The sequence below is a fragment of the Kitasatospora sp. NPDC101108 genome (assembly GCF_055584725.1).
The window spans coordinates 518,136-531,911 of sequence record NZ_JBVJLM010000003.1; the positions used below are offsets into that span (position 1 = coordinate 518,136).

Here is a 13,776-nt window from a genome sequence, read left to right on the forward strand (position 1 = left end):
GGTCCTCCGCCTACAGCTTCATCAGGTTGCTGTCGTCGACCGAAGCGGAGTGCCTGGTCCGGAAGATGGAGACGATGATGGCGAGGCCGACCACGACCTCGGCCGCCGCGACCACCATCGTGAAGAAGGCGATGATCTGGCCGTCCAGGGTCCCGTGCATCCGGGAGAACGTCACCAGCGCCAGGTTCGAGGCGTTCAGCATCAGCTCGACGCACATGAACAGCACGATCGCGTTGCGCCGGATCAGCACCCCGGACGCCCCGATGGTGAACAACAGGGCCGACAGGTACAGGTAGTTGACCGGGTTCACTGCGCGTCCTCCTCGCCGCTCTCGTGGTTCGGCACCGGTTCCAGGGACTTGCGCGGACCACCCACCGCGGGCCGCTCCGAGGACGGACGGCCCAGCCAGTCCGCCGTGCTGTTCTCCAGCTCCGCCATCCGCCGCAGCATCGCCTGGCTGACGTCCCGGACCTGGCCCCGCTCGCGCAGCGTCGCCATCACCGAGTCCTCGGCGACCGTGCCGTCCGGCAGCAGCGCCGGCACGTCCACCGCGTTGTGCCGCGCGTACACCCCCGGCGCCGGCAGCGGCGGCACCTGGACGTTGTCCCGCACCCGCTGCGCCGCCAGCTCGCGCTGGGTCTTCGGCGCCTTCACGTGCTCGCGGTGGGTCAGCACCATCGCGCCGATCGCCGCGGTGATCAGCAGCGCGCCGGTGACCTCGAAGGCCCACACGTACCGGGTGAAGATCAGCCGGGCCAGACCCGGCACGTTGCCCTCGGCGTTCGCCTCGGCCAGCCCGGTGAAGTGGTGCAGCCTCGCGTTGGCGATTCCGGCGATCAGCAGCACACCGAAGCCCAGCCCGCACAGCACCGCCGCGAACCGCTGGCCCTTCAGCTGCTCCCGCAGGGAGTCCTCGCTGGTCACGCCGACCAGCATCACCACGAACAGGAACAGCATCATGATCGCGCCGGTGTAGACCACGATCTGCACCACGCCCAGGAACACCGCGCCCTGGGCCATGTAACAGACCGCCAGCGCCAGCATGGTGGCCGCCAGGCACAGCGCGCTGTGCACGGCCTTGCGCATCAGCAGCATGCCCAGCGCGCCACCGACCGCGACCACCGCGAGCACCCAGAACTGGACGGCCTCACCGGTGGAGGTCGTCCCGCTCGCCGCCGCCAGATGTGCGATCACGGCCGCACCTCCTTCTCCCGGTCGGTGCGCTCCTGCTGGACCGTCCCCGGCGCCGCCGCGGTGACCTCGCCCCGGTAGTAGGCGCCCTCGTCGGCGCCCGGGAAGATCGCGTGCGGGGTGTCGACCATGCCCTCGGACAGGCCCACCAGCAGCTGCTCCTTGGTGAAGATCAGGTCCTTGCGGGAGGAGTCGGCCAGCTCGTACTCGTTGGTCATGGTCAGCGCCCTGGTCGGGCAGGCCTCGATGCACAGCCCGCACAGGATGCAGCGGGCGTAGTTGATCTGGTACACCGCGCCGTAGCGCTCACCCGGGGAGTAGCGCTCCTCGTCCCGGTTGTCCGCGCCCTCCACGTAGATCGCGTCGGCCGGGCAGGCCCAGGCGCACAGCTCGCAGCCGACGCACTTCTCCAGGCCGTCGGGATGCCGGTTCAGCTGGTGGCGGCCGTGGAAGCGCGGCGCGGTCGGCTTCTTCTGCTCCGGGTACTGCTCGGTGAGCCGCTTCTTGAACATGGCCTTGAAGGTCACGCCGAAACCGGCGGCCGGGCCGAGGATCGACGGCCGGTCGGCCCGCTCGGGCCGGCCCGTCTGGTCGGACGACATCGCGGATCAGCTCCCTTCGGAATGGTCGGCCCCGTTGAGGGCGTCCTGGAGTTGCTTCGGGGCACGGCCGGGACGGCGCGGCACCGGCGGGAGCACCTGGCCGGGCAGCGGCGGCACCGGGTACCCGCCCGCCATCGGGTCGAACTCGCCCCTGGGCGGACCGTCCCCGGACGCCTCGGCCTCCTCGGGCTGCCTGCGCAGGAAGTCCCGCACCAGCGCCAGCAGCAGGACCGCGCCCACCGGCGCGCCCACGTACAGCACCACCTGGCCGAAGCCGTACCCCTCGTTGCGCAGCGCCCGCACGCTCGCGATCAGCACCAGCCACACCAGCGAGACCGGGATCAGCACCTTCCAGCCCAGCTTCATGAACTGGTCGTAGCGGAACCGGGGCAGCGTGCCGCGCAGCCAGATGAAGAAGAACAGCAGCAGCTGGATCTTCAGCGTGATCCACAGCATCGGCCACCAGCCGTGGTTGGCTCCCGCCCAGAAGGCCGACACCGGCCACGGGGCCCGCCAGCCGCCCAGGAACAGGGTCGAGGCCACCGCCGAGACCGTCACCATGTTGACGTACTCGGCCAGCATGAACATCGCGAACTTCAGCGAGGAGTACTCGGTGTTGAACCCGCCCACCAGCTCGCCCTCGGCCTCCGGCAGGTCGAACGGCGCCCGGTTGGTCTCGCCCACCATCGCGATGACGTAGACGATGAACGACACCGGCAGCAGCGCCGCGAACCAGGTCGGCTGCTGGTGCGCCACGATCTCCGAGGTCGACATCGAACCCGAGTAGATGAACACCGCCGCGAAGGACAGGCCCATCGCGATCTCGTAGCTGATCATCTGCGCCGAGGAGCGCAGCCCGCCCAGCAGCGGGTACGTCGAACCCGAGGACCAACCCGCCAGCACGATCCCGTAGATGCCCACCGAGGCCGTCGCCAGCACGTACAGCAGCGCCACCGGGAAGTCGGTCAGCTGCAGCGGCGTCCGGGTGCCGAAGACCGACACCTCGTTGCCGGGCGGACCGAACGGGATCACCGCGAAGGCCATGAACGCCGGGATGGCGCAGACGATCGGGGCCAGGACGTAGACCACCTTGTCCGAGCCCTTGACCACCAGGTCTTCCTTCAGCGCCAGCTTCACGCCGTCCGCCAGCGACTGCAGCAGGCCCCACGGGCCGTGCCGGTTCGGCCCGATGCGCAACTGCATCCAGGCCACCACCTTGCGCTCCCAGACGATCGCGACCAGCACCGTCAGCACCAGGAACGCGAAGCAGAACACCGCCTTCAGCAGCACCAGCCACCACGGGTCCTGGCCGAAGAAATGGAGCGTCTCGTACGGCTGCGAAGTCATCGGACCTCCCCTTCCCGGGGCTCGGAACCGGCGTCGTCGCCGGTGCCGGCGCCCTGGCCGCTGGCGGTGCCGGTGCCGGCCACGGTTACGGCCTGATCGAGTTCGGCCGCGGCGATCGTCACCAGGTGGCCGACGGTGGTGCCGAGCGCGCGGTGGGCGCCGCCCGGCGTGGAGTTGAGCGGGATCCAGACCGTGCGGTCCGGCACCGACTCGGTGATCTCCAGCGGCAGCACCAGCGAACCGGCCGGGCCGGTCAGCCGCAGCGCCCCGGCCGCCCGCGCACCAGCCACCTGCGCACCGGCCTCCTGCGCACCGACCTCCTTCGCGGTGGTCGGCGAGATCCGGGCCACCGCACGGTGCCGGGTGCCCGCCAGGTGCGGATCACCCTGCTGGAGCGAGCCCTCGTCCAGCAACAGGCGCCAACCCGCCAGCACCGCCTGGCCGGTGGCCGGCCGCGGCAGCACAGCCGGATGCGCCGCCGGAGCGGCCGCCCGGTCGCCCCGCCACGGCTCGAAGCGGTCCAGCTCCAGCCGGGCCGCCCGTACGTCCGCCAGGCCCAGCCGGTGGCCCAGGGCGTCCGCCAGCATCGTCAGCACCCGCAGGTCCGACTGGAGGTGGCGGCCCATCTGCTGGTCCGGCTTCAGTGCGGCCTCGAACATCCGCACCCGGCCCTCCCAGTCCAGGAAGGTGCCCGCCTTCTCCGCCACCGCCGCCACCGGCAGCACCACGTCGGCCCGCTCGGTCACCGCCGACGGCCGCAGCTCCAGCGACACCACGAACGCCGCCGCCAAGGCCTCCGCGGCCAGCACCGGATCCGGCAGGTCGCCCGGATCCACCCCGCCGACCAGCAGCGCGTCCAGGTCGCCCCGCACGGCCGCGGTCAGGATCTGACCGGTGTCCCGCCCCGGACGCGAGGGCAGCTCCGCCACCCCCCACACCGCGGCCGCCTCCGCCCGGGCCGCCACGGCGGCCACCGGACGCCCGCCCGGCAGCAGGCCCGGCAGCGCACCCGCCTCCACCGCCCCACGCTCGCCCGCCCGGCGCGGCACCCAGGCCAGCTCGGCCCCGGTCGCGTGCGCCAGCCGCAGCACCGCCGTCAGCGCACCCGGCACCGACGCCAGCCGCTCACCCGCCAGGATCACCGCACCCGGCCGGCGCAGCAGCTCCGCCGCCCGGCCCGCGTCGTCGTTCAACGGCTCGTCGGCGGCCAGCGCCGCGAACCACTCCGGCTCGGTGCCCGGAGCCGCCGGCAGCAGCGCACCGCGCAGCTTCGCCAGCCCCCGGGAGGCGAAGGCCGCCACCGAGAACACCTTCAGGCCCCCCGCCCGACTCGCCTTCCGCAGCCGCAGGAAGACGATCGGCGACTCCTCCTCCGGCTCCAAGCCCGCCAGCAGCACCACCGGGGCCTGCTCCAGCCGCTCGTAGTCCACCCCGGTGCCGTCCACGTCCACCCCGCGCCCGGCGACCGCCGCGGCCAGGAAGTCCGCCTCCTCACCGCTGTGCGGGCGGGCCCGGAAGTCCACGTCGTTGGTGCCCAGCACCACCCGGGCGAACTTCGCGTACGCGTACGCGTCCTCCACCGTCACCCGGCCGCCCGCCAGCACCCCCGTACGGGCCCCGCGCAGCCCCTCGGCCGCCCGGGCCAGCGCCTCCGGCCAGGACGCCGGCACCAGCTCGCCGTCCACCCGCACCAGCGGAGTGGTCAGCCGGTCGCGCTGCTGGGCGTAGCGGAAGGCGAACCGGCCCTTGTCGCAGTTCCACTCCTCGTTCACCGCCGGGTCCTCACCCGCCAGCCGGCGCAGCACCTTGCCCCGCCGGTGGTCGGTGCGCTGGGCGCAGCCCGACGAGCAGTGCTCGCACACGCTCGGCGAGGAGGTCAGGTCGAAGGGGCGCGAGCGGAAACGATAAGCCGCCGACGTCAGGGCGCCCACCGGGCAGATCTGGATGGTGTTCCCGGAGAAGTACGACTCGAAGTCGTCCCCCTCGCCCGTGCCCACCTGCTGCAGCGCCCCGCGCTCCACCAGGTCGATGAACGGGTCCCCGGCGATCTGCTGGGAGAACCGGGTGCAGCGCGCGCACAGCACGCAGCGCTCCCGGTCCAGCAGCACCTGGCTGCTGATCGGCACCGGCTTCTCGTAGGTGCGCTTCATCCCCTCGAAGCGGGAGTCCGCGTCGCCGGTGGACATCGCCTGGTTCTGCAGCGGGCACTCGCCGCCCTTGTCGCAGACCGGGCAGTCCAGCGGATGGTTGATCAGCAACAGCTCCATCACGCCGCGCTGCGCCTTCTCGGCCACCGGCGAACTCAGCTGGGTGCGCACCACCATGCCCTCGGCGACCGGGATCGTGCAGGAGGCCACCGGCTTGCGCTGGCCCTCGATCTCCACGATGCACTGCCGGCAGGCGCCGGCCGGGTCCAGCAGCGGGTGGTCGCAGAAGCGCGGGATCTGGGTGCCGATGGTCTCGGCGGCCCGGATCACCAAGGTACCCTTGGGGACCTTCACTTCGACGCCGTCGATGGTGAGCGTGACCAGTTCGACGGTGGTGTCGTCGTTCTCGGAGGCGGTCGGCTCGGTGATCGTCACGCGTGCACCTCCCTTTCGGTGGCGGACTGGTGGCCGGGGCGGGGGCCGTCGGCCCAGACGGTGGAGGCGGCCGGGTCGAACGGGCAGCGGCGCTCGGCCAGGTGCTGCTCGTACTCGGCCCGGAAGTACTTGAGCGAGGAGACGATCGGGCTGGCCGCGCCGTCGCCCAGCGCGCAGAAGGACTTGCCGTTGATGTTGTCGGCGATGTCGAGGAGCTTCTCCAGGTCGCCCTCGACGCCCTCGCCCGCCTCGATCCGCCTCAGCAGCTGGACCAGCCAGTAGGTGCCCTCCCGGCAGGGGGTGCACTTGCCGCAGGACTCGTGGGCGTAGAACTCGGTCCAGCGGGTGACCGCCCGCACCACGCAGGTGGTCTCGTCGAAGACCTGCAGCGCCTTGGTGCCGAGCATCGAGCCGGCCGCGCCGACGCCCTCGTAGTCCAGCGGGACGTCGAGGTGCTCGTCGGTGAACATCGGGGTGGAGGAGCCGCCCGGGGTCCAGAACTTCAGCCGGTGGCCGGCCCGGACGCCGCCGCTGAGGTCCAGCAGCTGGCGCAGGGTGATCCCGAGCGGTGCCTCGTACTGGCCCGGGTTGGTGACGTGGCCGGAGAGCGAGTACAGCGTGAAGCCGGGGGACTTCTCGGTCCCCAGGCCCTTGAACCACTCCTTGCCGCGGGCCAGGATCGCCGGCACCGAAGCGATCGACTCGACGTTGTTGACCACCGTCGGGCAGGCGTACAGGCCGGCGACCGCCGGGAACGGGGGCCGCAGCCTCGGCTGTCCGCGCCGGCCCTCCAGCGAGTCCAGCAGCGCCGTCTCCTCGCCGCAGATGTACGCGCCGGCGCCGGCGTGCACGGTGATGTCGAGGTTCACGCCGGAGCCGAGGATGTCGCGGCCCAGCAGCCCGGCCTCGTAGGCCTCGGCGACGGCCGCGTGCAGGCGGCGCAGCACCGGGACGACCTCGCCGCGCAGGTAGATGAAGGCGTGGTCGCAGCGGATCGCGTAGGAGGCGATCACCATGCCCTCGATCAGCGAGTGCGGGTTGGCGAACAGCAGCGGGATGTCCTTGCAGGTGCCCGGCTCGGACTCGTCGGCGTTGACCACCAGGTAGTGCGGCTTGCCGTCGTTCTGCGGGATGAACTGCCACTTCATCCCGGTCGGGAAGCCGGCGCCGCCGCGGCCGCGCAGGCCGGAGTCCTTGACCAGGGCGATCACGTCGTCCGGAGGCATGGCGAGGGCCGCCTTGAGGCCCTCGTAGCCGTGGTGGCGGCGGTAGGTGGCGAGGGTCCACGGGCGGCTGTCGTCCCAGGGGTCCGACAGGACGGGGGTGAGCAGCTTCTCGGCCGGCTCGGCGGAGGTCATCACGCTTCGGTCCCTTCGTGGCCGTCGGCCTTGCCGTCCTGGCCCGGCTCCTCGTGGCGGGGCTCGCCGTGGCCGGGCTGCTCGTGGCGGAGCTCCGCGGGGGCGGGCTCCTCGGGACGGGACGCCTCGTGGCCGGGCTCCTCGGGACGGGACGCCTCGTGGCGGGGGGAGACGACCTTGGCGCCCGGGGTGCCGGGCAGGGCCTCACCGCGCGCCAGCCGCAGGCCCGCCAACGAGGGGGCACCGCCGGCGCCGGACTCCTCGTTGGCGCCGGGGCGCTCGTCGGGGAAGCCGGCCAGGATCCGGGCGGTCTCCTTGAAACCGCACAGCCGGGCGCCGCGGGTGGGCCGCACCTCGCGGCCGGCCCGCAGGTCGTCCACCAGCTGCCGGGCGCTCTCCGGCGTCTGGTCGTCGAAGAACTCCCAGTTGACCATCACCACGGGGGCGTAGTCGCAGGCGGCGTTGCACTCGATGTGCTCGATCGAGATCCCACCGTCCTCGGTGGTCTCGTTGTTGCCGATCCCCAGGTGCTGCTGGAGCTCGGCGAAGATCTGGTCGCCGCCGAGCACCGCGCACAGGGTGTTGGTGCAGACCCCGACGTGGTACTTCCCGGCCGGGCGCCGCCGGTACATCGTGTAGAAGGTGGCGACGGCGGTGACCTCGGCGGTGGTGAGGTCCAACTGCTCCGCGCAGAAGCGGATCCCGGTCGGGCTGACGAAGCCCTCCTCGGCCTGCACCAGGTGCAGCAGCGGCAGCAGCGCCGAACGGGCCTGGGGGTAGCGGCCGATCAGCTCGGCGGCGTCGGCGGCCAGCCGGGCGCGCACCTCCTCGGGGTAGGGCGGGGCCGGCAGCGCCGGCAGTCCGAGTTCGACGTTGGTCACCGGTCCACGCCTCCCATCACCGGGTCGATCCCGGCCACCGCGACGATCACGTCGGCCACCTGGCCGCCCTCGCACATCGCCGCCATCGTCTGCAGATTGGTGAACGACGGATCCCGGAAGTGGACCCGGTACGGGCGCGTCCCGCCGTCGCTGACCACGTGCACGCCCAGCTCGCCCTTGGGCGACTCGATCGCCGCGTACGCCTGGCCGACCGGGACCCGGAAGCCCTCGGTGACCAGCTTGAAGTGGTGGATCAGGGCCTCCATCGAGGTGCCCATGATCTTGCGGATGTGGTCGAGCGAGTTGCCCAGGCCGTCCGGCCCGACGGCCAGTTGGGCGGGCCAGGCGATCTTCTTGTCGGCCACCATGACCGGGCCCGGGCGCAGCCGGTCCAGGCACTGCTCGACGATCCGCAGCGACTGCTTCATCTCCTCCAGGCGGATCAGGAAGCGGCCGTAGGAGTCGGCGGTGTCCGCGGTGGCGACCTCGAAGTCGTAGTCCTGGTAGCCGCAGTACGGGTCGGTCTTGCGCAGGTCGTGCGGCAGGCCGGTGGCGCGCAGGATCGGGCCGGTGGCGCCGAGGGCCAGGCAGCCGGCCAGGTCCAGGAAGCCGACGTCGACCAGGCGCGCCTTGAACACCGGGTTGCCGGTGGCGAGTTTGTCGTACTCGTGCATCCGGGACCGGAAGGTGCGGACCGCCTCGCGGATCTGGTCCACCGCGCCCGGGGGCAGGTCCTGGGCCAGGCCGCCGGGGCGCACGTACGCGTGGTTCATGCGCAGGCCGGTGACCAGCTCGAAGACGTCCAGGATCAGTTCGCGGTCCCGGAAGCCGTAGATCATCAGGGTGGTGGAGCCGATCTCCATACCGCCGGTGGCCAGGCAGACCAGGTGCGAGGCGATCCGGTTGAGCTCCATCATCATCACCCGGATGACGTTGGCCCGCTCCGGGACGTCGTCGGTGATGCCGAGCAGCTTCTCGACCGCCAGGCAGTAGGCGGTCTCGTTGAACAGCGGGGTCAGGTAGTCCATGCGGGTCACGAAGGTGGTGCCCTGGACCCAGCTGCGGAACTCCATGTTCTTCTCGATGCCGGTGTGGAGGTAGCCGATGCCGCAGCGGGCCTCCTTCACCGTCTCGCCGTCGATCTCCAGGATCAGCCGCAGCACGCCGTGGGTGGACGGGTGCTGGGGGCCCATGTTGACGATGATGCGCTCGTCGTCGGCCCGGCCGACCGCCTCCACCACCTCGCCCCAGTCGCCGCCGGTGACGGTGAAGACCCGGCCCTCGGTGGTCTCGCGGGCGTCTGCTTCCTCGTAGTGCTGAGTACTCATCAGCTGTACGACCTCCGCTGGTCGGGTGCCGGGATCTGGGCGCCCTTGTACTCGACGGGGATGCCGCCGAGCGGGTAGTCCTTGCGCTGCGGGTGGCCCAGCCAGTCGTCCGGCATCATGATCCGGGTGAGCGCCGGGTGGCCGTCGAAGACCAGGCCGAAGAAGTCGTAGGCCTCGCGCTCGTGCCAGTCGTTGGTCGGGTAGACGCTGACCACGGAGGGGATGTGCGGGTCGGCGTCCGGCGCGGTGACCTCCAGCCGGATCAGCCGGCCATGGGTGATCGAGCGCAGGTGGTAGACCGCGTGCAGCTCGCGGCCCTTGTCCCCGGGGTAGTGCACCCCGCTGACGCCCAGGCACAGTTCGAAGCGCAGCGCCGGGTCGTCGCGCAGGGTGCGCACGGCCTTCAGGAGGTGGACGCGGTCGAGGTGGAAGGTCAGCTCGCCGCGGTCGACCACGGTCTTGTCGATCACCTCGGCCGGGTCCAGGCCCTGTTCCTCCAGCGCGCCCTCGAACTCGTCGGCCACCTCGTCGAACCAGCCGCCGTACGGGCGTTCGCTCGGGCCGGGCAGCACGATCGGGGCGGTCAGGCCGCCGAAGCCGGAGGTGTCGCCGCTGCCCCGGGTGCCGAACATGCCCTGGCGGCGGCCGACCACCTCGACGGGGATCTCGCGCACCGGCTGCTCGCGGCGGGTCTCGGGTACCTGCTCGTTCATCGCAGCTGCCCCCGCATCTCGCTGACCGGGGTGGCCTTGAGGGCCAGGGCCTCGCCGAGTTCCTCGGCGCGGCGCCGGTTCACGCCCAGCGGCTCGTGCTGGATCTTGTCGTGCAGCTTCAGGATGGCGTCCATCAGCATCTCCGGGCGGGGCGGGCAACCGGGCAGGTAGATGTCCACCGGGACGATGTGGTCGACGCCCTGGACGATCGCGTAGTTGTTGAACATCCCGCCGGAGGAGGCGCAGACGCCCATCGAGATGACCCACTTCGGGTTGGCCATCTGGTCGTACACCTGGCGCAGCACCGGGGCCATCTTCTGACTCACCCGGCCCGCCACGATCATCAGATCGGCTTGCCGGGGGGAGCCCCGGAAGACCTCCATGCCGAACCGGGCCAGGTCGTAGCGGCCGGCGCCGGTGGTCATCATCTCGATCGCGCAGCAGGCCAGACCGAAGGTGGCCGGGAAGAGTGACGCCTTGCGCACCCAGCCGGCGGCCGTCTCCACGGTCGTGAGCAGAAAGCCGCTCGGCAGCTTCTCCTCGATTCCCATCAGATCCCTCTCAATGCCCTCGAAGTCCTCTGGTACGTCCGGCGCTGCGCCCGGGGAGCCTCCGGGGTGCGCCCGGGGAGCCCGGGAGAACGTCCGGGGAGCCCGGGGAGGACGTCCGGCTCGTTGGAGCTTGTCCGCTCGTTCACAAGGGCGGCGGCGCCGCCCCCGGCTCAGTCCCGCTCCAGGGCTCAGTCCCACTCCAGGCCGCCGCGGCGCCAGACGTAGGCGTAGGCGACGAAGACGGTGGCGATGAACAGGAGCATCTCGACCAACCCGAAGATCCCCAGCGCGTCGAAGGTCACCGCCCAGGGGTAGAGGAAGACGATCTCGATGTCGAAGACGATGAAGAGCATCGCCGTCAGGTAGTACTTGATCGGGAACCGACCGCCGCCCACGGGCTGCGGGGTCGGCTCGATGCCGCACTCGTACGCCTCCAACTTGGCCCGGTTGTAGCGCTTGGGGCCGGTGAGTGAGGCCATCACGACGGAACCGACCGCGAACGCCGCCGCGATGGCACCGAGTACGAGGATCGGCGCGTAGGCATTCATAGCCCCCGCTCCCTCCGTCCAGTCGTCCTTGACTGCAGATCGGAACCGGCGGGTCACGCTGAGGTGAACCCGCGTTCCAGTTCCCGAGATCCACCTCATGTGAGGCAGTTCACAAAGCCTGGAACGAGCGCATCCTATGCCCGGTGGCTTGTGATCTGCGACACGCAGTTCGTCGCCATCTTTGTGATCTACGACACCATGTGAATGGTGGCGAATGTGAACATGCCCAGAGTTGTCAACGCAAAGGAGTCAAATGGTCACAAGCAGTCGCATTTATCTTTGAAGCGGCTGGTCAGGGACGGGTTCCTATATCAACTATGCGTCGGCGGTGGCAAATTTCCGGGCGTCAGGTTGACGTGTTATTGCGGCTCACTCGGAGGGGTGGTGGGGGGAGGAACGCTTGCTTGACCCTTCGTTCACAAGCGCGCGAAGTTCTCTTGGGGTTCCCCCTCCCCTCCCCCTCCCCCACCCGCCCGCCGCCCGCCGCCCGCCGCCCGCCGCCCGCCGCCCGCCGCCCGCGCCAGGGTTGCCCAGCTGCTGCCGGTGTCACGTGCGCTGAGCCGGCCGGTCTCAGCGCCGAGCTGCTGCGCGCTCGCAGCTCCGGCAACGTGCGGGTGGGGCCCTGGGGGCCTGCCCTGGTCCTCGCCCTCCTCCTCCGCCTCCGCCTCCGCTCCGCCGGCTCCGCTATTGCGGGTCCGCCGCCCGTTGCGGGCAGGCCCTGCTTCTGGTGCGGCCCTCAAATCTCTCGGCCCGCCTCCACCTCTCGCCTTGCCTTCCTCTCGTTCTCGGGGCTCGCCCTTGTGCGGGCCTCCTCCAGTGATCCGCTCTCGCCCCGCGGGCCAGGCAGCCGGTTACCGTTACTGGCTGCCTGTTCCCACACCCAGGCCGCGACGCCCACCCGGTTGCGGGCGCCGAGCTTGCGCTGGATGTTGGCGAGGTGGTTCTTCACCGTTCCCGGTGAGATGAAGAGCCGGGCTCCGATCTCGGCGTTGGTCGCTCCGTCGGCCACCAGCTCAGCGATCTCCCTTTCCCTCTCGGTCAGTTCCTCCACCGGGCCGGCTATCAACGGACCCGGCACGCCTGCCGCTGTCGCGGGCCCGGGTGCCGGGCTGGATCCGGGCAGCGCCATGTGCTGGAGCAGCCGGACCGTGATCTGTGGACTGATCAACGCGTCCCCGGCCATCGCCGCTCGGACCGCCTCGATCAGCAGTACCGGCCCGGAGCGCTTCAGCAGGAAGCCCGCCGCACCGTGCCGCAACGCCGTGTGAACGTACTCGTCCAGGTCGAAGGTGGTCACCACGATCACCTTGCACTGGCCGGCCAACTGCCTCGTGACCTCCAGGCCGTCCAGCTTCGGCATCCGAATGTCCGCGAGCACCACGTCCGGCCGGAGCCTCTTCGCCTCCTCCACCGCTGCAACGCCGTCCGCCGCCTCGGCCACCACCGTCATGTCCGGTTGGACGTCCAGGATCATTCGGAACGCGCTTCGGACATCGGCCTGGTCATCTGCGACCAGGATCCGGATCGGCCTCGTACTGTTGCTCATCCGCTCTTCTCCCCTGCACCCGCACTGGTCCTCATCGGGGTCTCCAGACGCCCCGGCTCCACCGGCCCGGCCAACGGCAGCCTCGCCGCCACGCGCCAGGCCTCCTGCCCGTGCGGACCTGCCTCGAACGCGCCACCAAGGGCCTCCACACGCGCTGCCAGTCCTGGCAGCCCGCTGCCGCCGCCACGACGGGGGCGGGTGACCGGACCCGGAGGCCGGCCGTCGTTAGTCACGGTCAGCTCCAGCCACTCACCGGCGCGGCGGGCCCGGATCTCGATCCGGCAGACGCCCCGGGTGTGCCGTCGGACGTTGGTCAGCGCCTCGACGACGATCCGGTGGACCGTCCCGCCCACCTCGCGCGGGACCGGCTGCTCCGGCAGCTCCAGCTGGACCTCGACCCCGCCTGCGGCCGCGAACTGCTCCGCCACCTGAACCAGTTCCGCGAGGCCCGGCTGTGGATTGCGTCCAGCCACCTCCTCGCTGCGAAGCAACTGCACGGTTCGGTCCAACGAGGCCAGGGCCCGCTGCCCCGCCTGCTCTATCCGCTCGAACATCTCGGCCGTCCGCGCCGGGTCGACGGAGGCCAGGTACGCCCCCGCCTGTGCCTGGGCGACCATGCCGCTGACATCGTGCGCGACGAAGTCGTGGAGGTCATGGGCCAGTTCGATCCGCTGAGCTCGCCTGGCCTCGGCGACCGCGCGGGCCCGGCCCTCGTCCAGACCACGCAGGTAGAGCCCGATCAGCACCGTCGGCAGGGACAGCATCGATCCGAACCCGAAGAGCGTGAGCGCGTCGACGGGCCCGTCGAACCGGGACGGCCAGAGCGCTACCGCTCCGCACGCCGTCCACGCGGCCGCCGCACACCGCGGGCCGTCCTCGGCGCGCAGGCTGAGGACCACCGCCAGCAGCAGGCCCGCCAGTTCGGCCAGACCGACCAGCCCGGTCCAGCGGTCCGCCTCCGTCCAGTGGCCGGCGAACCAGACGACGACCGAGACCGCCACCGACACCGCGCCCAGCACGGTGGCCACCGCCGCCGATCCGTAACGCCCGCGGAGCAGCCAGGCCGGCAGCAACAGGGCCGGGACGGCCAGGGACAGGAGCTGAGTCATCGTCACCGCCTCTCGTGGAC

12 protein-coding genes and 1 pseudogene are annotated in these 13,776 nt (G+C 71.3%); all 13 read right to left on the reverse strand.

Annotated features, from left to right (window positions below; all coding sequences use genetic code 11):
* Positions 1-10: 10 nt before the first annotated feature.
* The 13 genes and pseudogenes from nuoK to ACZ6Z8_RS10675 all read right to left on the reverse strand — a co-directional run bounded on the left by nuoK (position 11) and on the right by ACZ6Z8_RS10675 (position 13,756).
* Positions 11-310 (reverse strand): NADH-quinone oxidoreductase subunit NuoK, encoded by a 300-nt coding sequence (gene nuoK / locus ACZ6Z8_RS10615; RefSeq protein ID WP_030235394.1) that lies wholly within the window; start codon positions 308-310, stop codon positions 11-13.
* Positions 307-1,191, reverse strand: coding sequence for an NADH-quinone oxidoreductase subunit J (locus ACZ6Z8_RS10620; RefSeq protein WP_465608446.1), 885 nt, complete (start codon positions 1,189-1,191; stop codon positions 307-309). Before ACZ6Z8_RS10620 ends, nuoK begins: the two co-directional genes overlap by 4 nt.
* Positions 1,191-1,793 carry an NADH-quinone oxidoreductase subunit NuoI gene (gene nuoI / locus ACZ6Z8_RS10625; RefSeq protein WP_465608193.1) on the reverse strand — a complete coding sequence of 201 codons (603 nt, stop codon included), beginning with the start codon at positions 1,791-1,793 and terminating at the stop codon, positions 1,191-1,193. Before nuoI ends, ACZ6Z8_RS10620 begins: the two co-directional genes overlap by 1 nt.
* Before the next feature lie 6 nt (positions 1,794-1,799).
* A complete protein-coding gene (nuoH, locus tag ACZ6Z8_RS10630; RefSeq protein WP_465608194.1) occupies positions 1,800-3,140 on the reverse strand; it encodes an NADH-quinone oxidoreductase subunit NuoH in 1,341 nt (446 codons plus the stop codon).
* A 104-nt stretch (positions 3,141-3,244) separates the two neighbouring features.
* Positions 3,245-5,722 (reverse strand): annotated as a pseudogene (locus tag ACZ6Z8_RS10635) (NADH-quinone oxidoreductase subunit G); the annotation flags it as partial.
* Positions 5,719-7,080, reverse strand: a complete 1,362-nt coding sequence (gene nuoF, locus ACZ6Z8_RS10640) for an NADH-quinone oxidoreductase subunit NuoF (protein WP_465608195.1) — start codon at positions 7,078-7,080, stop codon at positions 5,719-5,721. The pseudogene ACZ6Z8_RS10635 and the gene nuoF, both read right to left, overlap by 4 nt.
* Positions 7,080-7,961, reverse strand: coding sequence for an NADH-quinone oxidoreductase subunit NuoE (nuoE, locus tag ACZ6Z8_RS10645; RefSeq protein ID WP_465608198.1), 882 nt, complete (start codon positions 7,959-7,961; stop codon positions 7,080-7,082). The genes nuoF and nuoE overlap by 1 nt, the downstream gene beginning before the upstream one ends.
* Positions 7,958-9,289 carry an NADH-quinone oxidoreductase subunit D gene (locus ACZ6Z8_RS10650; RefSeq protein ID WP_465608200.1) on the reverse strand — a complete coding sequence of 444 codons (1,332 nt, stop codon included), beginning with the start codon at positions 9,287-9,289 and terminating at the stop codon, positions 7,958-7,960. The genes nuoE and ACZ6Z8_RS10650 overlap by 4 nt, the downstream gene beginning before the upstream one ends.
* The gene (locus ACZ6Z8_RS10655; protein WP_465608201.1) at positions 9,289-10,002 is read right to left on the reverse strand and encodes an NADH-quinone oxidoreductase subunit C; all 714 of its coding nucleotides are present in this window, start codon (positions 10,000-10,002) and stop codon (positions 9,289-9,291) included. The genes ACZ6Z8_RS10650 and ACZ6Z8_RS10655 overlap by 1 nt, the downstream gene beginning before the upstream one ends.
* Positions 9,999-10,553, reverse strand: a complete 555-nt coding sequence (locus ACZ6Z8_RS10660) for a NuoB/complex I 20 kDa subunit family protein (protein WP_030286559.1) — start codon at positions 10,551-10,553, stop codon at positions 9,999-10,001. The genes ACZ6Z8_RS10655 and ACZ6Z8_RS10660 overlap by 4 nt, the downstream gene beginning before the upstream one ends.
* A gap of 188 nt (positions 10,554-10,741) precedes the next feature.
* Entirely contained in the window at positions 10,742-11,101 is a 360-nt protein-coding gene (locus tag ACZ6Z8_RS10665) for an NADH-quinone oxidoreductase subunit A (protein WP_030060100.1), read from the reverse strand.
* Between the two features lie 736 nt (positions 11,102-11,837).
* Positions 11,838-12,647 (reverse strand): response regulator, encoded by an 810-nt coding sequence (locus tag ACZ6Z8_RS10670; RefSeq protein WP_465608203.1) that lies wholly within the window; start codon positions 12,645-12,647, stop codon positions 11,838-11,840.
* Positions 12,644-13,756: a sensor histidine kinase gene (locus ACZ6Z8_RS10675; protein ID WP_465608205.1), complete on the reverse strand. Its 1,113-nt coding sequence runs from the start codon at positions 13,754-13,756 to the stop codon at positions 12,644-12,646. The genes ACZ6Z8_RS10670 and ACZ6Z8_RS10675 overlap by 4 nt, the downstream gene beginning before the upstream one ends.
* Positions 13,757-13,776 lie beyond the last annotated feature (20 nt).

What these genes read in the sequence shown, in the direction of transcription:
- nuoI (WP_465608193.1), bottom strand. Translation starts at nt 1,793, where the DNA reads ATGTCGTCCGACCAGACGGGCCGGCCCGAGCGGGCCGACCGGCCGTCG.
- nuoH (WP_465608194.1), bottom strand. Translation starts at nt 3,140, where the DNA reads ATGACTTCGCAGCCGTACGAGACGCTCCATTTCTTCGGCCAGGACCCG.
- nuoF (WP_465608195.1), bottom strand. Translation starts at nt 7,080, where the DNA reads ATGACCTCCGCCGAGCCGGCCGAGAAGCTGCTCACCCCCGTCCTGTCG.
- ACZ6Z8_RS10650 (WP_465608200.1), bottom strand. Translation starts at nt 9,289, where the DNA reads ATGAGTACTCAGCACTACGAGGAAGCAGACGCCCGCGAGACCACCGAG.
- ACZ6Z8_RS10655 (WP_465608201.1), bottom strand. Translation starts at nt 10,002, where the DNA reads ATGAACGAGCAGGTACCCGAGACCCGCCGCGAGCAGCCGGTGCGCGAG.
- ACZ6Z8_RS10660 (WP_030286559.1), bottom strand. Translation starts at nt 10,553, where the DNA reads ATGGGAATCGAGGAGAAGCTGCCGAGCGGCTTTCTGCTCACGACCGTG.
- ACZ6Z8_RS10665 (WP_030060100.1), bottom strand. Translation starts at nt 11,101, where the DNA reads ATGAATGCCTACGCGCCGATCCTCGTACTCGGTGCCATCGCGGCGGCG.
- ACZ6Z8_RS10670 (WP_465608203.1), bottom strand. Translation starts at nt 12,647, where the DNA reads ATGAGCAACAGTACGAGGCCGATCCGGATCCTGGTCGCAGATGACCAG.
- ACZ6Z8_RS10675 (WP_465608205.1), bottom strand. Translation starts at nt 13,756, where the DNA reads ATGACTCAGCTCCTGTCCCTGGCCGTCCCGGCCCTGTTGCTGCCGGCC.